This window comes from Burkholderia sp. Bp8994 (genome assembly GCF_003853805.1).
In the GTDB taxonomy this organism is placed as follows: domain Bacteria; phylum Pseudomonadota; class Gammaproteobacteria; order Burkholderiales; family Burkholderiaceae; genus Burkholderia.
In genome coordinates this window covers 89,437-111,531 of the sequence record NZ_QTQH01000007.1, presented here as the reverse complement: position 1 = coordinate 111,531, position 22,095 = coordinate 89,437, and the positions used below count along the sequence as shown (strand labels likewise).

The window sequence follows — 22,095 nt, the reverse complement described above, 5'->3', positions numbered from 1 at the left end:
GACATTTCAAATGCGGTCGGCGCGTCGGCCTGACGGGGCAGGGCGTGCACGTCACCCGGTCGGGCAATGGTCGGGCGTGGGTGGTTCAGGCCGGATCGACCAGGCCCGGGCCGCTCAGCCCGCGACATCCTCCGCCTTCCAGTCCCCCGACTTCCCGCCGCGCTTTTCCCGCACGCTCACCTCGGTGATCACCATCCCGCGATCCACCGCCTTGCACATGTCGTACACGGTGAGCAACCCGACCTGCACGGCCGTCAGCGCTTCCATCTCGACGCCGGTCCGCCCGAACGTCTCGACCTGCGCGACGCAGTGCACGCCCGGCAGCGCATCGTCGAGTTCGAAGTCGACGGCCACGCGCGTCAGCGCGAGCGGGTGACACAGCGGAATGAGGTCGGCGGTGCGCTTCGCGCCCTGGATCGCGGCGATCCGCGCGACGCCGAGCACGTCGCCTTTCTTCGCCTTGCCGTCGCGGATCAGCGCGAAGGTCGCCGGCAGCATCCGGATCGTGCCGCGCGCGATCGCGATGCGTTGCGTTTCCTGCTTGCCGCCGACGTCGACCATGTGTGCGTGGCCGGCGGCGTCGAAATGGGTCAGTCCTGACATGTCTTGCTCCAGTGGAACGGCGTGCGCACGCGCGAGCACGTCACCCGATCCTGCTTCGTGACCGGCTGGGGCGCCGAATCCCTCTCTGCACCCCGATCCGATCCAACGTTTCAACGGGCGCCTATCATAGCAGTGGCCTTCGCGGCACCGGGCGCGCAGATGGCGCACTTGCCGCACGGGACAGTTGCGATGTCGCCGGTACAATGACCCGAATATTCAGACCACACGCCGCAATGCGCGCCCGGCGCGCGGTGCGGCGTCGCTTTCATCCTGCCATGCGTGTCAAACAGTTGCTTGCCGTGCTGCTTTCGGCGGCGCTCGCGCTGCCGCCGAGCGGCCATGCACAGCGCACCTCCGCGCTGCCGCTCGAGCCGGCGACCGGCGCCTCGCCGTCGATCTCCACGGTGCCGTCGGGCATCGCGACCGGCGTGTTCGGCACCTACGGCGGCGCGGAAAGCCGGTTTGCCGGCGCCGACGGCGCGTCCGCGCCCGGCGCGAGCCTGCGCGCGCCGCTGCGCACGCTGGAGCTGCCCGACCTCGGCGACGGCTCCGGCGGTTCGCTCACGCCGCAGGCCGAACGCCGTCTCGGCGAGCGCGTGATGCGCGAGGTGCGGCGCGATCCGGACTATCTCGACGACTGGCTCGCACGCGATTACCTGAACGCGATCGCGAAGCGGCTCGCGGCGGCTGCGGCGGCGCGCTACATCGGCGGCTACATGCCGGACTTCGAACTGTTCCCGGTGCGCGATCCGCAGATCAACGCGTTCTCGATGCCGGGCGGCTTCATCGGCATCAACAGCGGGCTGGTCGTCACGACGCAGACGGAATCCGAACTCGCATCGGTGGTCGGCCACGAGATGGGCCACGTGCTGCAGCGGCACATCGCGCGGATGATCGGCGCGAACGAGAAGACCGGCTACACGGCGCTCGCGACGATGCTGCTCGGCGTGCTGGCAGGCGTGCTCGCGCGCAGCGGCGATCTCGGCAGCGCGATCGCGATGGGCGGGCAGGCCTATGCGGTCGACAATCAGCTGCGCTTCTCGCGGTCGGCCGAGCGCGAAGCCGACCGCGTCGGGTTCCAGCTGCTCGCCGGTGCCGGCTACGACCCGTACGGGATGCCGGGCTTCTTCGAACGGCTCGAGCGCACGTCGATGGGCGACGCGGGCGTGCCGGCCTATGCGCGCACGCACCCGCTGACGGGCGAGCGGATCGCCGACATGGAGGATCGCGCACGCCGCGCGCCGTATCGGCAGCCGCACCAGTCGGCCGAATATGGCTTCGTGCGCGCGCGGTTGCGCATTCTGCAGAACCGCGCGCCGAACGACATCGCGGCCGAGGTGCGCCGGATGCAGCTCGAGCTCGACGATCGGACGGCACCGAACGTCGCGGCGAACGCGTACGGGATCGCGCTCGCGAACACGCTGCTCGGCCAGTACGATGCGGCCGACAAGGCGCTCGCGTCGGCGCGCGCCGCGTTCGACGCGCGCGAGCGGCGCGCGGACGATCCGGCGACGAGTTCGCCGAGCCTCGACGTGCTTGCGGCCGACATCGCCCGCCGCGCGGGACGGACCGACGACGCGGTGCGGCTCGCGGCGCTCGCGCAGCGGCGCTGGCCGGCGTCGCATGCGGCGATCGTCGCGCACCTGCAGGCGCTGATCGCCGAACGCCGCTTCGCCGACGCACAGGCGCTCGCGCGCAACCAGGCGCAGGCGGACCCCGAGCAGCCGGACTGGTGGGATTACCTCGCGAAGGCGAGCGACGGCCGTGGCGACGTGCTCGCGCGGCGCCGCGCGCTCGCGGAGAAGCTGGCGCTCGACGGCGCGTGGCCGTCGGCGATTCGCCAGCTGAAGGAGGCGCGCGACGCGAAGGACGTGTCGTTCTACGACCAGTCGATCATCGGCGCGCGGCTGCTGGAATTCGAGGCGCGCTACAAGGAGGAGCGCGAGGACGAGAAGAACGGCCGCGGATGACGGCCGTCAGACGGGCAGGGCGCTTGCGCTTCAGCTTCCGGTGCTGCCGCCGTTCGGCGCGCCCGACGTATCGTGCGCCCGCTGCGCGGGACTCGCGACGAAGCCGAACGTCGCCGGCACGTCGGCACGGGCGAGACTGCCGAGCGGCAGCGTGCGCCCGTCGCGCCAGCGCAGCACGGGCGGCGTCGCGTCGAAGTCCGCGTGATCGGCGAACAGGCCGAGGTCGTGGTCGTGCAACGCCGCGATGCGCGGCGGCGTGCCGGGCGCGCGCAACAGCACGCCGCCCGCATCGTCGAGCCACGCGGCGTCCGGCTCGAACGGCGCGCCGGTCTGGTCGGCCAGCGTGAGCTGCCCGTCGCGCTCGGCCAGGCGCACGACCCACGGCGTATAGGCGAGCTCGACATACACGCGTTGCGGCCCGTTCTGGAAGAACCACTGGCCGTGCGCATCGCATTCGTAGTTGCGCCCGATGAACGCGTTCAGCGCCGCATGCCGGACCGGCGAGCCGAGCTCGCCGGCGGCCTGCGCGGCGTCGTCGCGCAGCCGCCATTCGCCGCGCCGGTCGAGCAGCAGCCAGCCGGTGCAGTGCGGCACGTTCGGCCACTTGGCGAGGGCCTGCCTGACGATGTCATCCATGGTCGACGAATTTCGAGCAATAGCCGAACACCCGCGCCGACAGCCAGTCGAGGCGGCCGGGGAACGGCCCGGTCATGAATCCCGCATGGCCGCCGTCCGCCGGCTGGTCGAGCTCGACGGCCGGCGACACGTCGGCGGCACTCGGCAGCGCGGATTCGGGCAGGAACGGATCGTTGCGGGCGTTGAGGATCAGGGTGGGCACGTCGATCGCGGGCAGCAGCGGGCGCGTCGTGGCCTGGGTCCAGTAGTCGTCGGCGTCGGCGAAGCCGTGCAGCGGTGCGGTCACGACTTCGTCGAAGTCGCGCATCGTCACGGCCCGCAGCATCGCGTCGCGGTCGAACAGCCCCGGATACTGGTCGAGCTTCGCGAGCGCCTTGCGTTTCAGCGTCTTCAGGAAGCTGCGCGTATAGACCATCGCGAAGCCCTGCGACAGCGCGCGGCCGCCCGCGTGCACGTCGATCGGCGTCGAGATCGCGGCGGCCGCGTGCACGATCGACGTGTCGCTGCGGTGCTCGCCGAGCCAGCGCAGCAGCACGTTGCCGCCGAGCGACACGCCGGCCGCGACGATCGGCCCGCGATGCCGCGCGGCGAGCCGGCGCAGGATCCAGTCGACCTCGGCGCTGTCGGCGAGATGGTAGAAGCGCGGCTGCCGGTTGAGTTCGCCGCTGCAGCTGCGAAAGTGCGGGACGACGGCGTGCCAGCCCTTCGCGCGCGCGGCGGCCATCATTGCCAGCGCGTAGTGCGAGCCGGAACTGCCTTCGAGGCCGTGGAACAGCACGAACAGCGGCGCGTCGGGCGGCGGCGCGGCACTGTCGAGATGCGCGACCCAGTCGAGATCGATGAAGTCGTGGTCGGGGGTTTCCCATCGCTCGCGTCGGTACGCGACCGCCGGACGCCGTGCGAACAGCGCGGGCACGATGGTTTGGGCATGGCTGTTCGGCAGCCAGCGCGGTGCGCGATAGCGCAGTGAATCGTCGTCGGGGGCCGGGGCCCCTGTCAGCGGCGAGGTGGGCGGAGAAGCCGTACTCATGATCGCCCCGCTAATGCGTTGCTTCGTTCTTCGTCAGTGCAGCGGACCCTGCCCGTGACGGATCTTCGCGGCGAATTGTCCGGCCGCTTGTTCGGGAATCGGGCTCGCGTGAATATGCGCGATGCGCCACTCGCCGCGTTCGTGAATCATCACGTACGTGGCGAAAACCATGTCGGGTTCGGCCGTCAGGTCGGCCTGCTGATGCGCTTCGGCGATCGTGTAGACGACGGTGCCGAGGCTGTCGTATACGCGGATGTCGAGCGGTTCGATCGTCACGGGGCGCGTCGCGAGCCGGTTGGCCAGCCCGCTGCGGATCTGGTCGAGGCCGTGCAGATGCTCGCCGTCGGCCCAGACGCAGCTGGCGAAGTCCTCGTCGATCCACAACCCCAGCAGCGCGTCGAGATTGGCATCGGCGACGGCCTGGTAGTAGGCGTTCAGCGTATCGGCAGCGGCTTCGAAAAGGCGGGCAAAACGTGGCATCGGGGTTATCTCTCGCGCGCGTCGCGCGCCGTATTCAGCACGGCGGCCCGGATGGAGCCGCCGTACACCGGTGAATCGGATTGCCCGGCGCGTCGTGCGACGCTGCCGGCCAGGGTCAGCGCTGCCCGACGAGCATGCCGCGCAAATCGCCGAATACCTGCTCGGGACCGAGTTCGCGCAGGCACTTCAGATGGCCGAGCGGGCACTCGCGTTCGAAGCAGGGACTGCATTCGAGATGCAGCCATTGTACCTTCGCCAGGTCAGACAGCGGAGGAGTGTGGCGCGGATCGGTCGATCCGTACAGCGCGACGAGCGGCCGGCGCAACGCGGCCGCGACGTGCATCAGCCCCGAATCGTTGGTCACGACCGCGTTCGCGCGCGCGATCAGCGCACATGCCTCGGACAGCGACGTCTGCCCGCACAGGTTGCGCACGTTCGGCGCGTGGTCGGCGATCGCCTGCGCGGCGGCGGCGTCCTTCTGCGAGCCGAGTGCGACGATCTGCGTGTACGGGAACGACTGGTGGACGATCGTCGCGAGCGTCGCGAAATGTTCGGGCGGCCAGCGCTTGGCCGGGCCGTATTCCGCGCCCGGGCAGAACACGACGAGCGGCTTGCGCGTATCGAGATTGAAACGCGCGGACACGCGCGCCGTCTCGTTCAGGTCGGCGTCGAGGCGCGGCGCGGGCAGCGTCTTCATCGACTCGGGCAGCTTCGCGCCCGGCGCATACGCGAGCGCCGCGTAGTGGGTCGTCATCGGCGCTCGCTCGGCCGATTTGTCCGGGTTCGCGTGCCGCACGTTCAGCAGGCCGTAGCGATGCTCGCCCGTGTAGCCGATCCGCAGCGGGATGTTCGCGAGCCACGGGATCACCGCGGACTTCAGCGAATTCGGCAGCACGTACGCCGCGTCGTAGCCGACGTCGCGCAGGTCGCTCGCGAGCTGCCAGCGGCGCAGCAGCTGCAGCTTGCCGTGCGCGAGGTCGGTCGCGTAGACATCGTGGATCTCGGGCATCCGCTCGAGCACGGGCGCGACCCAGGTGGGCGCGACGGCATCGATCGCGATGCGGGGATGGAGCTTCTTCAGCAGCGCAAAAAGCGGCTGCGCCATCAATGCGTCACCGATCCAGTTCGGTGCGATAACCAGCGCTCGACGCATCAGGTCGACTTCCGATGTCGTAATGAAGCACGGCGCACAGGCACCGCGTTCGGGTTGTCAGAACAGGAAAAGGGCGGCGCGCCGGGATTCCGGCTGCGCCGCCTTGCGTGCGGCGGGCCCGCGGGCCCGGCCGGCCGGGGCTCAGTGGCCCTTGACCACCTCGCCGTCGCGCAGCTTGTAGCGCGTGCCGCAGTACGGGCAGCGCGCCTCGCCGTGCGAGACGTCGATGAACACGCGCGGGTGCGCGCTCCAGCGCGCCATGGCCGGGTTCGGGCAGTAGGCGGGGAGATCCTTGGCCGTCAGCTCGACCAGCGGCATTTCCTTGATTTCGCTCATGAGACTTTCTCTTATCACTCTTTTGTGGGGCGGTCGGTGGCGCAGCGCACTCAGACCTTCGTCAGCCAGTGCGCGTACTTCGCGTTCTTGCCCGACACGATATCGAAAAACGCCGACTGGAGCTTTTCCGTGACCGGGCCGCGCGCGCCGCTGCCGATCGTGCGGTTGTCGAGTTCGCGGATCGGCGTGACTTCGGCGGCCGTGCCCGTGAAGAACGCCTCGTCGGCCGTGTAGACCTCGTCGCGCGTGATGCGCTTCTCGATCACCTCGATGCCGGCGTCCTTCGCGAGCGTGATGACCGTGTCGCGCGTGATGCCGTCGAGGCACGACGACAGGTCGGGCGTGTACAGCTTGCCGTTGTTCACCAGGAAGAAGTTCTCGCCGGAGCCTTCCGACACGTAGCCGTCGACGTCGAGCAGCAGCGCTTCGTCGTAGCCGTCGGCGGTCGCTTCCTGGTTCGCGAGGATCGAGTTCACGTACCAGCCCGACGCCTTCGCGCGCACCATCGACACGTTCACGTGGTGGCGCGTGAACGACGACGTCTTCACGCGGATGCCCTTCGCGAGGCCTTCCTCGCCGAGGTACGCGCCCCACGGCCATGCGGCGATCGCGACGTGGATCGTGTTGCCCTTCGCCGACACGCCGAGCTTTTCCGAGCCGACCCAGATGATCGGGCGCAGGTAGCACGACTCGAGCTTGTTCTCGCGCACGACTTCGAGCTGCGCGGCTTCGAGCGTTTCCCGGTCGAACGGCACGTCCATCTGGAAGATCTTCGCCGAATTCAGCAGACGTTTGGTGTGCTCGCGCAGACGGAAGATCGCGGTGCTGCCGTCGGCCGTCTTGTACGCACGCACGCCCTCGAAGACGCCCATGCCGTAGTGCAGCGTATGGGTCAGGACGTGGATCTTGGCGTCGCGCCAGTCGATCAGCTTGCCGTCCATCCAGATCTTGCCGTCGCGGTCGGCCATTGACATAGGATTCTCCTGGAAGCGGTGAGGTGCTGCGGGTTGTGTGCAGCGTTGAGCCGGAAAGACGCATATTTTAGCGTCATTTGGCGTCGAGCCGGTCGGTCGGCCGAGGGCCGGGGCTATAATCGTCCGGCACCGATTCCAATGACGACGGGCCGTGCCGGCGGGAGACGCCGGAGCCCGGACGAACCGCCCGCTGCGGCCCGCTTTCCCATGCTCGCTCGATTGTCCGCCACCGACCGCTTCGCGCTGATCCAGGGCGCGCGTGACTATTCCCCGACCCTGATGGCGATCCTGTCCTGGGGGCTCGTCACCGGCGTCGCGATGAGCAAGTCGGTGATGACGCTCGGGCAGGCGAGCGCGATGTCGATCTTCGTCTACGCGGGCTCGTCGCAGCTCGCGGTGCTGCCGCTCCTCGTCGCGAAGCTGCCGATCTGGACGATCCTGCTCACGGCCACGATGGTCAACCTGCGCTTCGTGATCTTCAGCGCCGGGCTTGCTCCCCATTTTTCCTACCTGCCGCTGTGGCGGCGCCTCGCGATCGGCTATTTCAACGGCGACGTGATCTACCTGCTGTTCCAGAAACAGGGCTTCGCGAACGGCCACGTGCCGGGCAAGGAGGCGTATTTCTGGGGGATGGCGCTCGCGAGCTGGGCGTCGTGGCAGGCGTCGTCGCTCGCCGGCATCCTGCTCGCGAGCTTCGTTCCCGCGAGCTGGGGGCTGGAGCTGGCCGGCACGCTCGCGCTGATCCCGATCATGGTGTCGGCGGTCGCGAACCGCTCGACGCTCGCGGCCGTCGCGGTCGCCGGCATCGTGTCGCTCGTCGCGTTCGACCTGCCGTACCGGCTCGCGCTGCCGATCGCGGTGCTGGCCGCGCTCGCGGCGGGCAGCATGGCCGATTTCTTCGTCGAACGGGCCGACTGGCGGCGCATCCGTACCGAAACCGTGCACGAGAAGGAGATCGAATGAGCGCGACCGAGATCTGGATCGTCATCGTCGGGATGACGGTCGTCACGGCCGTCACGCGCGCGCTGTTCCTGCTCGGCGGCGAACGCACCGTGCTGCCCGAGCGCGCCCAGCGCGCGCTGCGCTACGCGCCGGCCGCCGCGCTCGTCGCGGTCGTGCTGCCCGACGTGCTCGAAACGCCGGCCGGGCTGTCGTTCGCGCTGTCCAATCACCCGTTCTACGCGGCGCTCGCCGGCCTCGGCTGGTTCTTGTGGCGGCGCAGCATGCTCGGTACGATCGTCATCGGGATGCTCGTCTTCACCGTGCTGCGCCTGATCTTCTGACGAATCGCCGCGCCGGCCGGCCGGGGCCGGCCGCTGGCGCGCGCGCATTGCTGCGTTGCGGCAATGTGTCGATGGCCACGCGCGATCCCAAATAGGCGGAATTCGCCGCCGCACGGGTCAGTCTGCCGGATGGATCGGCTAGAATGCCCGTTCGAGATTTTTTACCCGTGCGCGTCATGCGAACCGCCAGCCACGGCCGCATCCGGCGCCCTTTCGCGGCAGCCCGCGCACGTCCAGCGTGAACCCCCTTTCCCCATCCACTACTTCAATCTGTTCAACATGAGCCAAGTCAAGCGTCTTACCGACCTGATCGCCGCCGGCCAGCTCGCCGGCAAGCGGGTGTTCATCCGCGCCGACCTGAACGTCCCGCAGGACGATCAAGGCAACATCACCGAAGACACGCGCGTGCGCGCGTCCGTGCCGGCCATCCAGGCCGCGCTCGACGCCGGCGCGGCCGTGATGGTCACGTCGCACCTCGGTCGTCCGACCGAAGGCGAATTCAAGCCGGAAGACTCGCTCGCGCCGGTCGCGAAGCGACTCGCCGAACTGCTCGGCCGCGACGTGCCGCTCGTCTCGAACTGGGTCGAGAACGGCGTGAACGTCGCGCCGGGCCAGGTCGTGCTGCTCGAGAACTGCCGCGTGAACAAGGGCGAGAAGAAGAATTCGGACGAGCTCGCCCAGAAGATGGCGAAGCTCTGCGACGTGTACGTGAACGACGCGTTCGGCACCGCGCACCGCGCGGAAGCGACCACCCACGGGATCGCGAAGTACGCGCCCGTCGCATGCGCGGGCCCGCTGCTGGCCGCCGAACTCGACGCGCTCGGCAAGGCGCTCGGCAACCCGGCGCGTCCGCTGGTCGCGATCGTCGCCGGTTCCAAGGTGTCGACCAAGCTGACCATTCTCAAGTCGCTGGCCGGCAAGGTCGACCAGCTGATCGTCGGCGGCGGCATCGCGAACACGTTCATGCTTGCGGCCGGCCTGTCGATCGGCAAGTCGCTCGCGGAAGCCGATCTCGTCGCCGAGGCGAAGGCGATCATCGACGAGGCGCGCGAGCGCGGCGCGTCGGTGCCGATCCCGAGCGACGTCGTCACCGCCAAGGAATTCTCGCCGACGGCAGCAGCCACGGTGAAGCAGGTCGCCGACATCGAAGCGGACGACATGATCCTCGACATCGGCCCGGATACGGCCCGCGCGCTCGCCAGCCAGCTCGAGAAGGCCGGCACGATCGTGTGGAACGGCCCGGTCGGCGTGTTCGAGTTCGACCAGTTCGGCAACGGCACCAAGACGCTCGCCGAAGCGATCGCCAAATCGTCCGCGTTCTCGATCGCGGGCGGCGGCGACACGCTCGCGGCCATCGCGAAGTACGGCATCCACGACCAGGTCAGCTACATCTCGACGGGCGGCGGCGCCTTCCTCGAGTTCCTCGAGGGGAAGAAGCTGCCGGCCGTGGAAGTGCTCGAAACGCGGGCGGCCTGAGCGTGGTGGCGCGCGCAGGGGTGACGAAGGCCGCGCGCTCCGCGAAAGCGGAGCAGCCGGCCGGCGCGGGCAAGCGCAAACGCGCGCCCGCGCGGGCGAACTCCACCCCGCGCGCACCGGCGGCCGCCGGCGACGCGGCCATGCAGCACCACGAGATTCAGAACAAAGCGATGCCGGGCGCAAGCACCGGCACGCCCCCCGGAACGGCCGCCGCTGGGCTCGCCGATTCCGGCTCTCGCAGCGTTTCACCCAGCGCATCCACCTTGATCCAGATGAGGAGTTTCATGCAGCGCGCCACCAAGATAGTCGCCACGATCGGCCCGGCTTCCAGTTCGCCGGAGATTCTGCTGCAGATGATGCAGGCGGGCCTCGACGTCGTGCGGCTCAATTTTTCGCACGGCACGGCCGACGATCACCGCCAGCGCGCCGAGATGGTGCGCGAGGCCGCCCGCAGGGTCGGCCGCGAGATCGCGATCATGGCCGACCTCCAGGGCCCGAAGATCCGCGTTGGCAAGTTCGAGAACGGCAAGACGACGCTCGTGCCGGGTCAGGCCTTCATCCTCGACGCGGGCTGCGAGCTCGGCAACGACGAGCGGGTCGGCCTCGACTACAAGGAGCTGCCGCGCGACCTGAAGCCGGGCGACCTGCTGCTGCTGAACGACGGCCTGATCGTGCTGACCGTCGAGCGCGTGCTCGGCGACGAGATTCACACGATCGTCAAGGTGGGCGGCGAGCTGTCGAACAACAAGGGGATCAACCGCCAGGGCGGCGGCCTGTCGGCGCCCGCGCTGACCGCGAAGGACATGGAAGACATCCGCACGGCGATGTCGCTCGGCGCGGATCTCGTCGCGGTGTCGTTCCCGAAGAACGCGACCGACATGGAAATGGCGCGCCAGCTCGCGAACATCGCGGGCGCGCCGTACGGCATCAAGCCGAAGATGATCGCGAAGATCGAGCGCGCGGAAGCGATTCCGGCGCTGCAGAGCATCCTCGACGCGTCCGACGGCATCATGGTCGCGCGCGGCGACCTCGCGGTGGAAGTCGGCAACGCGGCCGTGCCGGCGCTGCAGAAGCGCATGATCCGGATGGCGCGCGAGTCGAACAAGCTCGTGATCACCGCGACGCAGATGATGGAATCGATGATCCACGCGCCCGTGCCGACCCGCGCGGAAGTGTCGGACGTCGCGAACGCGGTGCTCGACGGCACCGACGCGGTGATGCTGTCGGCCGAGACGGCCGCCGGCAAGTACCCGGTCGTCACGATCGAGACGATGGCGGCCGTGTGCGTCGAGGCGGAAAAGTCGGAGCACGTCGAACTCGACAAGGATTTCCTCGACCGCACGTTCACGCGGATCGACCAGTCGATCGCGATGGGCGCGTTGTTTACCGCCTATCACCTGGGTGCCAAGGCGATCGTCGCGCTGACCGAATCGGGCGCGACCGCGCTGTGGATGTCGCGTCACTACACGCACGTGCCGATCTTCGCGCTGACGCCGCGCGTCGGCAGCGAGCGCACGATGGCGCTGTACCGTAACGTGACGCCGCTGCACGTCGACTTCAACAGCGACCGCGACTCGGCGCTGCAGGCGGCGCTCGAGATCGTCGTCAAGCAGGGCTACGTGCAGCACGGCGACATGGTCGTGCTGACCGTCGGCGAGCCGATGGGGCAGGCGGGCGGCACCAACACGCTGAAGATCGTGCGGGTCGGCGAACATTATTGAGCGCCGGCGTGCACCGGGCCGGTCCGTCGACCGGTCCGACGGCCGCCCGAACTGATCGGGCACCGTTTATTCGACGAAAGCCGCGTGGGGTTCGATGCCCCGCGCGGCTTTTTTTCTGTTTTTTGGCCGCATTGTGCCGTGCGAAGGTAACAAAATGCGAGTACGCGCCACCGGGCGGTCGGAATCGGAGGCGCTTCGCGATAAAATGCGGCTATTCGACGCTCAGCCGCGCTGTGCCGCCCCGGATTCGACGGGGAGCGAGCGCCGCGCCGGCGTCAGGGCGCACCGGTTTTCATTCCAAGGAGTTCCACAATGCCTCTCGTATCAATGCGTCAATTGCTGGACCACGCGGCAGAGCACGGTTACGGCCTGCCGGCCTTCAACGTGAACAACCTGGAGCAGGTCCAGGCGATCATGGCGGCAGCGGACCAGGTCGGCGCGCCCGTGATCATGCAGGCATCGGCCGGTGCGCGTAAGTACGCGGGCGAGCCGTTCCTGCGCCACCTGATCGAAGCGGCGGTCGAGTCGTATCCGCACATCCCGGTCGTGATGCACCAGGATCACGGCCAGTCGCCGGCGGTCTGTACGGCCGCGATCCGCAGCGGTTTCACCAGCGTGATGATGGACGGTTCGCTCGAAGCCGACGGCAAGACGGTCGCCTCGTACGAATACAACGTCGACGTGTCGCGCAAGGTCGTCGAGATGGCGCACTCGATCGGCGTGACGGTCGAAGCCGAACTCGGCGTGCTCGGCTCGCTCGAGACGATGAAGGGCGACAAGGAAGACGGCCACGGCGCGGAAGGCACGATGACCCGCGAGCAGCTGCTGACCGATCCGGAGCAGGCCGCCGACTTCGTGAAGCTCACGCAGTGCGACGCGCTCGCGATCGCGATCGGTACCTCGCACGGCGCGTACAAGTTCTCGAAGAAGCCGACGGGCGACATCCTGTCGATCCAGCGCATCAAGGAAATCCACGCACGCATCCCGAACACGCACCTCGTGATGCACGGTTCGTCGTCGGTGCCGCAGGAACTGCTGGCCGAGATCCGCGAATTCGGCGGCGACATGAAGGAAACCTACGGCGTGCCGGTCGAGGAAATCCAGGAAGGCATCAAGCACGGCGTGCGCAAGATCAACATCGACACCGACCTGCGTCTCGCGATCACCGGCGCGATCCGCCGCTACCTGTTCGAGAACCCGGGCAAGTTCGATCCGCGCGACTACCTGAAGCCCGCGCGCGAAGCGGCGAAGCAGGTCTGCGTCGACCGCTACCTCGCGTTCGGCTGCGAAGGCCAGGCCGCGAAGATCAAGCCGGTGTCGCTCGACAAGATCGCCGAACAGTACAAGTCCGGCGCGCTCGCGCAGGTCGTGCGCTGAGACTGTAGTACGATTGCCCCGCCCGGTTTCGCGCCGGGCCGGGGCTGACTGCCTTGGGGCCGGATCGGATCCGGCTCCGGCAGCCGTTCCGTCCGGCCGAACAAGGGCCGGCCGGCAACCGACGGGCGTGATCTCCCGGCGGTTCGCCGACGCATTGCAAGACCGCCGTTCCCGCCTGCCGCGGGGAACGGCGTTTCCCTTTTTGTTTGGCTCCTTATCTGCGAAAAGACGATGTCTACCCTTTACGAATCCACGCTCCGCTCGCTGCCGCTCCTCGGTCGCGGCAAGGTCCGCGACAACTACGCGGTCGGCAACGACAAGCTCCTGATCGTCACGACCGATCGCCTGTCGGCATTCGACGTGATCATGGGCGAGCCGATTCCGAACAAGGGCCGCGTGCTGAACCAGATGGCGAACTTCTGGTTCGACAAGCTCGCGCACATCGTGCCGAACCACCTGACGGGCGACACGCCGGAAGCGGTCGTCGCGGCCGACGAGGTCGAGCAGGTCAAGGGCCGCGCCGTGGTCGTCAAGCGCCTCGAGCCGATCATGATCGAGGCGGTCGTGCGCGGCTACCTGGCCGGCAGCGGCTGGAAGGAATACCAGGCGTCGGGCGCCGTGTGCGGCGTCAAGCTGCCGGAAGGCCTGCAGAACGCGCAGAAGCTGCCCGAGCCGATCTTCACGCCGGCCGCGAAGGCCGAGCTCGGCGAGCACGACGAGAACATCACGTTCGAGGAAACCGAGCGCCGCATCGGCACCGAGCTGGCCGCGACGATCCGCGACATCTCGATCCGTCTGTACAAGGAAGCAGCTGACTACGCGGCGACGCGCGGCATCATCATCGCCGACACGAAGTTCGAATTCGGCCTCGACAACCACGGCAAGCTGTACCTGATGGACGAAGTGCTGACGGCCGATTCGTCGCGCTTCTGGCCGGCCGACCAGTACCAGGTCGGCACCAACCCGCCGTCGTTCGACAAGCAGTTCGTGCGCGACTGGCTCGAGGCGCAGCCGTGGGGCAAGACCGCGCCGGCACCGGCATTGCCGGCCGACGTCGTCGAGAAGACGGCCGCGAAGTACCAGGAAGCGCTCGAGCGCATCACCGGCCAGCCGCTCGCCTGAACGAAGGAACGCACGAAATGAGTGAAGTCCAGACTGCCCACACGCACAGCGCGCCGCTCGTCGGCGTGCTGATGGGTTCGAGTTCCGACTGGGACGTGATGAAGAACGCGGTCGCGATCCTGCAGGAATTCGGCGTGCCGTACGAAGCGAAGGTCGTGTCCGCGCACCGGATGCCCGACGAGATGTTCGACTACGCGGAGAAGGCGCGCGAGCGCGGGCTGCGCGCGATCATCGCGGGCGCCGGTGGTGCCGCGCACCTGCCCGGCATGCTGGCCGCGAAAACCACGGTGCCGGTGCTCGGCGTGCCGGTCGCGAGCAAGTACCTGAAGGGCGTCGATTCGCTGCACTCGATCGTGCAGATGCCGAAGGGCGTGCCGGTCGCGACGTTCGCGATCGGCGAGGCCGGCGCCGCGAATGCCGCGCTGTTCGCGGTGTCGATCCTGTCCGGCAACTCGGTCGACTACGCGAACCGGCTCGCCGCGTTCCGCGTGCGCCAGAACGAAGCCGCGCACGCGATGGTGCTGCCGCCGCTCGCGTGACGGCGCACCGGCGGCCGCACTGCGATGCCAGCGGCCGCCTGATCCTCCCCACTGCGGCGGGCGTTGCCCGCTGCGACCGACCACTGACATGACCGCAACTCCTGATTCCGTTTCCCCGATCCTGCCCGGCGCGTGGCTGGGCATGGTCGGCGGCGGCCAGCTCGGCCGCATGTTCTGCTTTGCCGCCCAGTCGATGGGCTATCGCGTCGCCGTGCTCGATCCCGATCCGACGAGCCCCGCCGGCGCGGTCGCCGACCGTCACCTGCGCGCGGCCTACGACGACGAAGCCGCGCTCGCCGAACTGGCCGAACTGTGCGATGCCGTGTCGACGGAATTCGAGAACGTGCCGGCCGCGAGCCTCGATTTCCTCGCACGCACGACGTTCGTCGCGCCGGCCGGCCGCTGCGTCGCGGTCGCACAGGACCGGATCGCGGAGAAGCGTTTCATCGAGGCGTCGGGCGTGCCGGTCGCGCCGCACGTCGTGATCGAATCGGCGGCGGCGCTCGCCGCGCTCGACGATGCCGCGCTCGACGCGGTGCTGCCGGGCATCCTGAAGACGGCGCGCCTCGGCTACGACGGCAAGGGCCAGGTGCGCGTGAGCACCGCGCGGGAAGCGCGCGACGCGCATGCGTCGCTCGGCGGCGTGCCGTGCGTGCTCGAGAAGCGCCTGCCGCTGAAATACGAAGTGTCCGCGCTGATCGCGCGCGGCGCGGACGGCCGCTCGGCCGCGTTCCCGCTCGCGCAGAACGTGCATCACAATGGCATCCTCGCGCTGACGGTCGTGCCGGCGCCGGCCGCCGATGCCGCGCGCGTCGAGGAGGCGCAGCAGGCAGCCGTGCGGATCGCCGATACGCTCGGCTACGTCGGCGTGCTGTGCGTCGAATTCTTCGTGCTGGAAGACGGCTCGTTCGTCGCGAACGAAATGGCGCCGCGCCCGCACAACTCCGGCCACTACACGGTCGATGCGTGCGCAACGAGCCAGTTCGAGCAGCAGGTGCGCGCGATGACGCGCATGCCGCTCGGCAACCCGCGCCAGCATTCGCCCGCCGCGATGCTGAACATCCTCGGCGACGTGTGGTTTCCGAACGGTGCGGCCGAGGCAGTCACGCCGCCGTGGGACACGGTCGCCGCGATGCCGGCCGCGCACCTGCACCTGTACGGCAAGGAAGAAGCGCGCGTCGGCCGCAAGATGGGTCATGTGAACTTCACGGCCGAGACGCGCGACGACGCGGTTGCCGCGGCCACCGCGTGCGCGCAGCTGCTGCGCGTGCCGCTCGACTGAGGCACCGGCCGATGTCCATCGATCTCCCGAACACCGTGACGCCCGCGCAGATCGACGCGGCTGCCGCGCTGCTCGACGCGGGGCAACTCGTCGCATTCCCGACCGAAACCGTGTACGGGCTCGGCGGCGACGCGGCGAATCCCGAGGCCGTCGCGCGCATCTATGCGGCGAAAGGGCGGCCGGCGAACCATCCGGTGATCGTGCATCTGCCGCCCGGCGGCGACCCGGGCTACTGGGCCGACGACCTGCCGGCCGATGCGCAGGCGCTGATCGATGCATTCTGGCCGGGCCCGCTGACGCTGATCCTGAAGCGTCATGCGCGCATTCCGGATGCCGTGAGCGGCGGCCAGGATTCGGTCGGCCTGCGCTGTCCGTCGCATCCGGTCGCGCAGGCGCTGCTGGCCGCATTCAGCGCGCGGCGCGGCGGCCACGGCGGCGTCGCCGCGCCGTCCGCGAACCGCTTCGGCCACGTGAGCCCGACCACCGCTCAACATGTGCGCGAAGAATTCGGCGACACCGTGCACGTGCTCGACGGCGGTCCGTCGGAAGTCGGCATCGAATCGACGATCCTCGACCTGTCGCGCGGTTTTCCGGCGCTGCTGCGCCCGGGCCACGTGACGCCGCAGCAGATCGCCGACGTGCTCGGCCGCGCGCCGCGCCTGCCCGACGGCAGCGATGCGACCGCGCCGCGCGCGTCCGGCACGCTGAAGGCGCATTACGCGCCGCGCACGCCGCTCGCGCTGCTGCCGTTCGACGCGCTCGAGCCGCTGCTCGCGGCCGCGCAGACCGACGGCGAACGCGTCGCGCTCGTCGCGCGCGCGTCGCGCGCGGGACGCTGGGCGCAGGCCGACGGCGTGCATTTCGTCGCGGCGCCGGAAGATCCGCAGGCATATGCGCGCGATCTGTACGGGATGCTGCGCGCGCTCGATCGTGCGCAGGTCGCCCGCATTCTCGTCGAGAAGCTGCCCGAGACCGTCGAGTGGATCGCGGTCAACGATCGTCTCGGTCGTGCGGCCGCGGCGTTCGAAGCGCGCGACTGACGCGGCTTTCCGACGCCGTCCGCTCCGGAATGAAACAACGCCCGACCGGCGAACCGGTCGGGCGTTATTGTTTGCGCGCGTGGCGGGCGGCTTATTTGCCGACGCCCGAAGCCGCGATCTGCTTCTCCACGAACTGTGCGAACAGCGCGTGCAGGCGCGTCGTCGGGTGGACCGTGTCGGCGAACATGTAGGTCTGGTCCGCGTTCGGGACCGTGTAGGTCTGCGGCGAGCAGAACAGCGACGAGCCGAATGCGGTCGCGTTCGCGACGCCGTACTGCGTCGCGGCCGCGACCATCGCCTTCAGGTTGCACGCGGTGTCGGTGTTCGACACGCTGAAGCCGTTCGCCTGGTAGTTGGCCGCGATGCCGTCCTGCCACGTGAACGTGTCGAGCAACGCGACCTTCGTCGTGTCGACCTTCAGCGCAGCCAGCGTGCCGGCGAGCGTCTGGTTGAACAGCCCCGACAGTTGCGTGAACGCGGCCTGCGTCTGCGCGCCGCCCTGCAGCGCGAGCGGCGTGCCGCCGATGTCCGGCACGTTCGACACGTACACGTGCGCCGCGCCCGCCGCGACGATCTGCTGGACGATCCCGCCGAGCTGCTGCGCGGCCAGGCCGATCGCCTGCGCCGCCGCGAGTTGCGCGGCCGGCGTGTTGCCTTGCGCCTGCGCGACCTGCGCCTGGTAGAAGATGTCGTTCGCGCCGCCGTTGACCAGCACGATCTGGCCGGCGTTGAAGCTGCCGTGCTGCGTCAGGTACTGCTTGACCTGATCGGCGATCGGCGTCGTGGTCGCCTGCGCGTAGTCGGCGTTCGGCACGCTCGCGTCCGCGTGGCCGATGCCCGGCTGCAGCGTCACGCGCGAGCCGCCCTGTGCATAGCCGAGGCCGCCCGTCGCCTGCAGCGGAATGCCGAAGCCGCCCTGGTTCGCGGGCTGCAGCGTGTCGCCGTAGTACTGCGCGACATCCTGGGTCCACACCTGGCCGGGGTTGGTCGTGAAGCGGCCGCCGCCGAAGCCGAGCTTGATCTGCGAGTAGGTGCCGGCGTCCGACAGGCTGTCGCCGAACGATACGATCTGCATCTTCACGCCGGACGGCGGCGTGTTCGACGCGCTGCTGCTGTTGTTGTCGTCACCGCCGCCGCATGCGGCGAGCAAGGCGAGCGCGGCGCCCGCGATCGCGACTTGCGCGGTGCGCAGCAGGCGTTGGCGGTTGCGCGACGGAGTGTGTTGTCGTGACTGCATCGATGGATCTCCTCGTAGATATGGCCTGATGTATTGTGCATCTGCCGCGCGTCTCCTCCGGTACTGGCTGCGCGGCGGCCGTTGGCTGAAGCGGATTATTGGTCGCGCACGGCCGCGAGCGGCGTGGTGCGCGGATCGTGGTTTGCGGCCTCGGCGATCTGCGCATGATAAGCGCTCGCCCATTCGGGCGGGCCGAAAATCGCGCGCAGCTTGTTGCGCCATCCATGGACGCGCAACGCGTCGGCCGCCATCGACACCCACTCGTGAAACGTCGCGACGAGCGGGTTGTTCGAGCCGAGCGGCTCGACGATTCCGAATTGCGGCGGATCGTCGGGCGACTCCTCGACGTAGCTGCCGAACAGGCGATCCCAGATCACGAGCACACCTGCGTAATTGCGGTCGATGTAGCGCGGGTTGCGTGCATGGTGCGCGCGATGGATCGACGGCGTGTTGAGCACGTATTCGAGCCAGCCGAGCTTGCCGATCGCCTGCGTATGCACGAAGAACTGGAACGCGAGGTTGATCAGCACGACGCCGACGATCTGCTGCGGCGGAAAGCCGAGGAACGCGAGCGGCAGCCAGAACGCCCACATGCCCGCGACGGGATACATCAGGCTCTGCCGGAACGCGGTCGAGAAATTCATCCGCTCGGACGAGTGGTGCACGACGTGCGCGGCCCACAGCCAGCGCACGCGATGGCTCGCGCGATGGAACCCGTAGTAGAGGAGATCCTGGCCGACGAACAGCACGGCGAACGACAGCCAGCCGTCGTGCCACGTGAACAGCCGGAAATGTGCGTAGCAGTACGCATAAACGGGGATCACGAACAGCCACGCGAGCTTGTCGGCGGCCTGGTGCATCAGCGCGAGCGCCGCATTGCACAGCGTGTCGCCCCACGCATAGAGATGATCCTGCGCGCGCGTGCGGGCGAGGTGCCAGGCCTCCCACGCGATGCAGAGCAGGAAGACGGGCGCCAGCGCGAGCAGAAGCAATTCGACGTCGAATCGCATGGACGTGTCTCCTCCTTTCCCCTGCAAGCCGTGAGGCCGGGCGTATGGCCCGTTGTAGATATCGGTCAGGCCAACAGCCTACGCAATCGGCACGCGCTAGGCGAGGGGGCAGCGTAGAGGGTTCCCTCTGAGCGGCCCAAACCGGTCGCTTCGCGCCAGGCCGCCGAGGGGGCGTCGTGCGGGGCGGAAAACCTGGGGGCGGCCCGGCGTTTTCTTGAGGACAGGGTTTCTACGGAAGCCATGCGGAACGGGGCCGCGCGGTGCGGCCCCGTTTCATGGGCACGGCTGGCGGGCGCTGCGCGGCGCGCCGGCGGCCGGGACCGTTTCAAACCGCGCGGCGAGAACGCCCGGGGTGCGGGGCGCCCCGACATGTGGCGCCGCCCGCGATCGACGCAAGCCGGCAGCGCGGCATGCGTGCGCCGCTTCGCGGCGCGTGCGTCGTCAGTGCGCGCCCGCGTAGATCCATTCGAGCAGCGTGTCGTGCGCGGCACGCGCGCCTTCGGCGCGATCGTCGTTGATGAAGCTGACGACGATGTAGCTCTGCCCGTCGGCGCCCGCGACGTAGCCCGCGATCGCGCGCACGTCGCGCAGCGTGCCGGTCTTGATGTGCGCGTTGCCGAGCACGCCGGCGTTGGTGAGACGGTTCTTCATCGTGCCGTCGATGCCGGCGATCGGCAGCGAATCGATGAACGCCTGCGCGACGGGGCTCGCGTTCGCCGCCTGCAGCAGCGCGGCGAGCGACTGCGCGCTCACGTGTTCTTCGCGCGACAGGCCCGAGCCGTTCTCGAGGTCGAGGTCGGGCATCGCGATCCCGCTCTTCTGCAGGAACGCGCGAATCGCGCGACTCGACTGCTCGGGCGTCGCGGGCGGCTTGCCGGCGACCGCGCCGATCGTCAGGAACAGGTTGCGCGCCATCACGTTGTTGCTGAACTTGTTGATGTCGTAGACGATGCTGCCGAGCACGGGGCTGTGATGGACCGCGAGCGGCCGTGCGGTGGTTGGCACCTTGCCTTCGCTGACGGGGCCCGCGATCGTGCCGCCGTCCTGCTGCCACAGCGCGAGGAAGCCGCGTGCGAAGAACGTCGTGTGATCGAGGATCGCGAGGTTCGTGGTGTGCGCGCCGCAGCGCAGCGGATAGTCGCCGGCGAACGAGGCGGTCATTATGCCGCCGCCGCCCGCCGACAACGTCGGACGCGCGGCCGCGGCCGCCGCGCCGCACGACCCGGTGCCTTCGACCAGCTGGTTGTCGATCGACAGGTTCGCGAGCGGCGGCAGCACGTCGACGGCGATCTTGCCGTCGTCGCCCGGCGTCACCGTGAACGACACGGCCTTGAACGCATACAACAGCGGATCGGGGCCGACGTTGTACGGCGCGCTCACGTCGTCGTCGAACGACGGCAGGTCGCGTGTCGACGCGGCGAAATAGCTCTTGTCGAGCACGAGGCCGCCGGCCACGCGCTTGATGCCCGCCTTGCGGATCTTGTCGACGAGGTCGATCAGTTCCTCCGGTACGAGCTTCGGATCGCCGGTGCCCTTGATGTAGAGGTTGCCCTGCAGCGTGCCGTCCGGATCGACCGGGCCGTCCGCGTACGCGGTGGTGCGCCAGCGGAAGTCGGGGCCGAGGATCGACAGCCCCGAGAAGGTCGTGACGAGCTTCATCGTCGACGCCGGCATCATCGGCCGGCTCGCGTTCCACGCGATCAGCGGCTCGGGATCGCCGACGCGCTCGACGACGACGCTCATCGCCGAGGCCGGCACCTTCGCCCGCTGCAGTGCGACGAGCACGGACGCCGGCAGGCCGGCCGCCCGCGCGGCGGGCGACACCACGGCGGTCTTGCGCGCTTCCTTGTGGGACTTCTTGCGGGCCTGCGCGGACGGTGCGAACGCAAGGGCCGTGCAGGTGGCGACGACGGCGGCCGCCCGCAGGAAGGGGCGGGCGCGGGGGGCGAACCGGGCGGAAAAATCGGAAATCGGCATGGGCGAATACGGGAAAAGCATCGGGCTCGGGCAGGGCGCGCGCGGCGCCGGAGCGCACATTGTAGAGACAAGTGCGCACACGCCCCTTGCAATCCGCCTTTCTGTTGCATTGCAGGCGGCGCACCCGATTCGCGGCGCTACAATGGTCGCCATGTCTTACTCGTCAGATGGGTTCCGGTTCCGATGCGGATTCTGCTTGTTGAAGACGATCGAATGATCGCCGAGGGCGTACGCAAGGCGTTGCGCGCCGACGGCTTCGCGGTCGACTGGGTGCAGGACGGCGACGCCGCGCTCACGGCGCTCGGCGGCGAGACGTACGACCTGCTGCTGCTCGACCTCGGCCTGCCGAAGCGCGACGGCATCGACGTGCTGCGCACGCTGCGCGCGCGCGGGCAGTCGCTGCCGGTGCTGATCGTCACCGCGCGCGATGCGGTGGCCGATCGCGTGAAGGGGCTCGACGCGGGCGCCGACGACTACCTCGTCAAGCCGTTCGACCTCGACGAACTGGGCGCGCGGATGCGCGCGCTGATCCGCCGCCAGGCGGGGCGCAGCGAGTCGCTGATCCGCCACGGCGCGCTGACGCTCGACCCCGCGTCGCACCAGGTGACGCTCGACGGCGCGCCCGTCGCGCTGTCCGCGCGCGAGTTCGCGCTGCTCGAGGCGCTGCTCGCGCGGCCCGGCGCGGTGCTGTCGAAAAGCCAGCTCGAGGAAAAGATGTACGGCTGGGGCGAGGAGATCGGCAGCAACACGGTCGAGGTCTACATCCACGCGCTGCGCAAGAAGCTCGGCTCGGACCTGATCCGCAACGTGCGCGGGCTCGGCTACATGGTCGTCAAGGAAAGCTGACGC

22 protein-coding genes are annotated in these 22,095 nt (G+C 69.0%); 11 read left to right on the top strand and 11 right to left on the bottom strand.

The window, feature by feature from the left end:
- Positions 1-114: 114 nt before the first annotated feature.
- Positions 115-603 carry a cyclic pyranopterin monophosphate synthase MoaC gene (moaC, locus tag DIE04_RS09215; protein ID WP_044844513.1) on the bottom strand — a complete coding sequence of 163 codons (489 nt, stop codon included), beginning with the start codon at positions 601-603 and terminating at the stop codon, positions 115-117.
- 275 nt (positions 604-878) lie between these two features.
- Here moaC and DIE04_RS09210 point away from each other — a divergent pair, with 275 nt between their 5' ends.
- Positions 879-2,573: a M48 family metalloprotease gene (locus DIE04_RS09210; RefSeq protein WP_124521089.1), complete on the top strand. Its 1,695-nt coding sequence runs from the start codon at positions 879-881 to the stop codon at positions 2,571-2,573.
- Positions 2,574-2,603: 30 nt separating this feature from the next.
- Here DIE04_RS09210 and DIE04_RS09205 read toward each other — a convergent pair whose 3' ends face one another.
- The 6 genes from DIE04_RS09205 to DIE04_RS09180 form a co-directional block, all read right to left on the bottom strand.
- Positions 2,604-3,209, bottom strand: a complete 606-nt coding sequence (locus tag DIE04_RS09205) for a DUF2946 family protein (protein WP_044844511.1) — start codon at positions 3,207-3,209, stop codon at positions 2,604-2,606.
- On the bottom strand, positions 3,202-4,239 hold the full coding sequence (locus DIE04_RS09200) for a hydrolase (protein WP_044844510.1): 1,038 nt from the start codon (positions 4,237-4,239) through the stop codon (positions 3,202-3,204). The genes DIE04_RS09205 and DIE04_RS09200 overlap by 8 nt, the downstream gene beginning before the upstream one ends.
- 33 nt (positions 4,240-4,272) lie before the next feature.
- Entirely contained in the window at positions 4,273-4,719 is a 447-nt protein-coding gene (locus tag DIE04_RS09195) for a nuclear transport factor 2 family protein (RefSeq protein ID WP_006749968.1), read from the bottom strand.
- A gap of 115 nt (positions 4,720-4,834) precedes the next feature.
- Entirely contained in the window at positions 4,835-5,872 is a 1,038-nt protein-coding gene (gene waaF, locus DIE04_RS09190) for a lipopolysaccharide heptosyltransferase II (RefSeq protein ID WP_044844509.1), read from the bottom strand.
- Between the two features lie 141 nt (positions 5,873-6,013).
- The gene (locus DIE04_RS09185) at positions 6,014-6,208 is read right to left on the bottom strand and encodes a zinc-finger domain-containing protein (RefSeq protein WP_006749970.1); all 195 of its coding nucleotides are present in this window, start codon (positions 6,206-6,208) and stop codon (positions 6,014-6,016) included.
- Positions 6,209-6,258: 50 nt separating this feature from the next.
- Complete coding sequence (locus DIE04_RS09180; protein ID WP_047898927.1) at positions 6,259-7,182, bottom strand: branched-chain amino acid transaminase; 924 nt, start codon at positions 7,180-7,182, stop codon at positions 6,259-6,261.
- A 207-nt stretch (positions 7,183-7,389) separates the two neighbouring features.
- On the opposite strand from DIE04_RS09180, the gene DIE04_RS09175 reads away from it, so the two are divergent.
- From DIE04_RS09175 to DIE04_RS09165, 3 genes are all read left to right on the top strand, one after another.
- A complete protein-coding gene (locus tag DIE04_RS09175) occupies positions 7,390-8,145 on the top strand; it encodes an AzlC family ABC transporter permease (RefSeq protein WP_124486923.1) in 756 nt (251 codons plus the stop codon).
- Positions 8,142-8,465 carry an AzlD domain-containing protein gene (locus DIE04_RS09170; RefSeq protein ID WP_124486924.1) on the top strand — a complete coding sequence of 108 codons (324 nt, stop codon included), beginning with the start codon at positions 8,142-8,144 and terminating at the stop codon, positions 8,463-8,465. Before DIE04_RS09175 ends, DIE04_RS09170 begins: the two co-directional genes overlap by 4 nt.
- 279 nt (positions 8,466-8,744) lie before the next feature.
- Positions 8,745-9,941 (top strand): phosphoglycerate kinase, encoded by a 1,197-nt coding sequence (locus tag DIE04_RS09165; protein ID WP_124521091.1) that lies wholly within the window; start codon positions 8,745-8,747, stop codon positions 9,939-9,941.
- Between the two features lie 157 nt (positions 9,942-10,098).
- On the opposite strand, the gene DIE04_RS30080 is transcribed toward DIE04_RS09165, so the two are convergent.
- On the bottom strand, positions 10,099-10,227 hold the full coding sequence (locus tag DIE04_RS30080; protein ID WP_257773798.1) for a hypothetical protein: 129 nt from the start codon (positions 10,225-10,227) through the stop codon (positions 10,099-10,101).
- On the opposite strand from DIE04_RS30080, the gene pyk reads away from it, so the two are divergent.
- From pyk to DIE04_RS09135, 6 genes are all read left to right on the top strand, one after another.
- On the top strand, positions 10,226-11,662 hold the full coding sequence (pyk, locus tag DIE04_RS09160; RefSeq protein ID WP_044844504.1) for a pyruvate kinase: 1,437 nt from the start codon (positions 10,226-10,228) through the stop codon (positions 11,660-11,662). The genes DIE04_RS30080 and pyk overlap by 2 nt on opposite strands.
- A 312-nt stretch (positions 11,663-11,974) precedes the next feature.
- The gene (fba, locus tag DIE04_RS09155; protein ID WP_044844503.1) at positions 11,975-13,039 is read left to right on the top strand and encodes a class II fructose-bisphosphate aldolase; all 1,065 of its coding nucleotides are present in this window, start codon (positions 11,975-11,977) and stop codon (positions 13,037-13,039) included.
- 231 nt (positions 13,040-13,270) lie between these two features.
- On the top strand, positions 13,271-14,161 hold the full coding sequence (locus DIE04_RS09150) for a phosphoribosylaminoimidazolesuccinocarboxamide synthase (RefSeq protein ID WP_124521093.1): 891 nt from the start codon (positions 13,271-13,273) through the stop codon (positions 14,159-14,161).
- Between the two features lie 17 nt (positions 14,162-14,178).
- Positions 14,179-14,700 carry a 5-(carboxyamino)imidazole ribonucleotide mutase gene (gene purE, locus DIE04_RS09145; protein WP_044844501.1) on the top strand — a complete coding sequence of 174 codons (522 nt, stop codon included), beginning with the start codon at positions 14,179-14,181 and terminating at the stop codon, positions 14,698-14,700.
- 88 nt (positions 14,701-14,788) lie between these two features.
- Positions 14,789-15,982 (top strand): 5-(carboxyamino)imidazole ribonucleotide synthase, encoded by a 1,194-nt coding sequence (locus DIE04_RS09140; RefSeq protein ID WP_044844500.1) that lies wholly within the window; start codon positions 14,789-14,791, stop codon positions 15,980-15,982.
- An 11-nt stretch (positions 15,983-15,993) separates the two neighbouring features.
- Positions 15,994-17,022, top strand: a complete 1,029-nt coding sequence (locus DIE04_RS09135) for an L-threonylcarbamoyladenylate synthase (RefSeq protein WP_044844499.1) — start codon at positions 15,994-15,996, stop codon at positions 17,020-17,022.
- A gap of 91 nt (positions 17,023-17,113) precedes the next feature.
- Here the strand turns inward: DIE04_RS09135 and DIE04_RS09130 are convergent, their stop codons facing one another.
- From DIE04_RS09130 to dacB, 3 genes are all read right to left on the bottom strand, one after another.
- Complete coding sequence (locus tag DIE04_RS09130) at positions 17,114-18,259, bottom strand: SGNH/GDSL hydrolase family protein (RefSeq protein WP_124486926.1); 1,146 nt, start codon at positions 18,257-18,259, stop codon at positions 17,114-17,116.
- 95 nt (positions 18,260-18,354) lie between these two features.
- A complete protein-coding gene (locus tag DIE04_RS09125) occupies positions 18,355-19,269 on the bottom strand; it encodes a sterol desaturase family protein (RefSeq protein WP_124521095.1) in 915 nt (304 codons plus the stop codon).
- 441 nt (positions 19,270-19,710) lie between these two features.
- A complete protein-coding gene (dacB, locus tag DIE04_RS09120) occupies positions 19,711-21,246 on the bottom strand; it encodes a D-alanyl-D-alanine carboxypeptidase/D-alanyl-D-alanine-endopeptidase (RefSeq protein ID WP_124486928.1) in 1,536 nt (511 codons plus the stop codon).
- 183 nt (positions 21,247-21,429) lie between these two features.
- Here dacB and DIE04_RS09115 point away from each other — a divergent pair, with 183 nt between their 5' ends.
- Positions 21,430-22,092 (top strand): response regulator, encoded by a 663-nt coding sequence (locus tag DIE04_RS09115; RefSeq protein WP_044844495.1) that lies wholly within the window; start codon positions 21,430-21,432, stop codon positions 22,090-22,092.
- Positions 22,093-22,095 lie beyond the last annotated feature (3 nt).

Excerpts from the sequence above, each read along its gene's own strand:
- DIE04_RS09125 (WP_124521095.1), bottom strand. The coding sequence starts at position 19,269 with ATGCGATTCGACGTCGAATTGCTTCTGCTCGCGCTGGCGCCCGTCTTC.
- DIE04_RS09170 (WP_124486924.1), top strand. The coding sequence starts at position 8,142 with ATGAGCGCGACCGAGATCTGGATCGTCATCGTCGGGATGACGGTCGTC.
- DIE04_RS09130 (WP_124486926.1), bottom strand. The coding sequence starts at position 18,259 with ATGCAGTCACGACAACACACTCCGTCGCGCAACCGCCAACGCCTGCTG.
- moaC (WP_044844513.1), bottom strand. The coding sequence starts at position 603 with ATGTCAGGACTGACCCATTTCGACGCCGCCGGCCACGCACACATGGTC.
- DIE04_RS30080 (WP_257773798.1), bottom strand. The coding sequence starts at position 10,227 with ATGAAACTCCTCATCTGGATCAAGGTGGATGCGCTGGGTGAAACGCTG.
- pyk (WP_044844504.1), top strand. The coding sequence starts at position 10,226 with ATGCAGCGCGCCACCAAGATAGTCGCCACGATCGGCCCGGCTTCCAGT.
- DIE04_RS09200 (WP_044844510.1), bottom strand. The coding sequence starts at position 4,239 with ATGAGTACGGCTTCTCCGCCCACCTCGCCGCTGACAGGGGCCCCGGCC.
- DIE04_RS09175 (WP_124486923.1), top strand. The coding sequence starts at position 7,390 with ATGCTCGCTCGATTGTCCGCCACCGACCGCTTCGCGCTGATCCAGGGC.
- DIE04_RS09115 (WP_044844495.1), top strand. The coding sequence starts at position 21,430 with ATGCGGATTCTGCTTGTTGAAGACGATCGAATGATCGCCGAGGGCGTA.
- purE (WP_044844501.1), top strand. The coding sequence starts at position 14,179 with ATGAGTGAAGTCCAGACTGCCCACACGCACAGCGCGCCGCTCGTCGGC.
- DIE04_RS09135 (WP_044844499.1), top strand. The coding sequence starts at position 15,994 with ATGTCCATCGATCTCCCGAACACCGTGACGCCCGCGCAGATCGACGCG.
- dacB (WP_124486928.1), bottom strand. The coding sequence starts at position 21,246 with ATGCCGATTTCCGATTTTTCCGCCCGGTTCGCCCCCCGCGCCCGCCCC.
- DIE04_RS09150 (WP_124521093.1), top strand. The coding sequence starts at position 13,271 with ATGTCTACCCTTTACGAATCCACGCTCCGCTCGCTGCCGCTCCTCGGT.
- DIE04_RS09165 (WP_124521091.1), top strand. The coding sequence starts at position 8,745 with ATGAGCCAAGTCAAGCGTCTTACCGACCTGATCGCCGCCGGCCAGCTC.
- DIE04_RS09185 (WP_006749970.1), bottom strand. The coding sequence starts at position 6,208 with ATGAGCGAAATCAAGGAAATGCCGCTGGTCGAGCTGACGGCCAAGGAT.
- DIE04_RS09210 (WP_124521089.1), top strand. The coding sequence starts at position 879 with ATGCGTGTCAAACAGTTGCTTGCCGTGCTGCTTTCGGCGGCGCTCGCG.
- fba (WP_044844503.1), top strand. The coding sequence starts at position 11,975 with ATGCCTCTCGTATCAATGCGTCAATTGCTGGACCACGCGGCAGAGCAC.
- DIE04_RS09140 (WP_044844500.1), top strand. The coding sequence starts at position 14,789 with ATGACCGCAACTCCTGATTCCGTTTCCCCGATCCTGCCCGGCGCGTGG.
- DIE04_RS09205 (WP_044844511.1), bottom strand. The coding sequence starts at position 3,209 with ATGGATGACATCGTCAGGCAGGCCCTCGCCAAGTGGCCGAACGTGCCG.
- DIE04_RS09195 (WP_006749968.1), bottom strand. The coding sequence starts at position 4,719 with ATGCCACGTTTTGCCCGCCTTTTCGAAGCCGCTGCCGATACGCTGAAC.
- waaF (WP_044844509.1), bottom strand. The coding sequence starts at position 5,872 with ATGCGTCGAGCGCTGGTTATCGCACCGAACTGGATCGGTGACGCATTG.
- DIE04_RS09180 (WP_047898927.1), bottom strand. The coding sequence starts at position 7,182 with ATGTCAATGGCCGACCGCGACGGCAAGATCTGGATGGACGGCAAGCTG.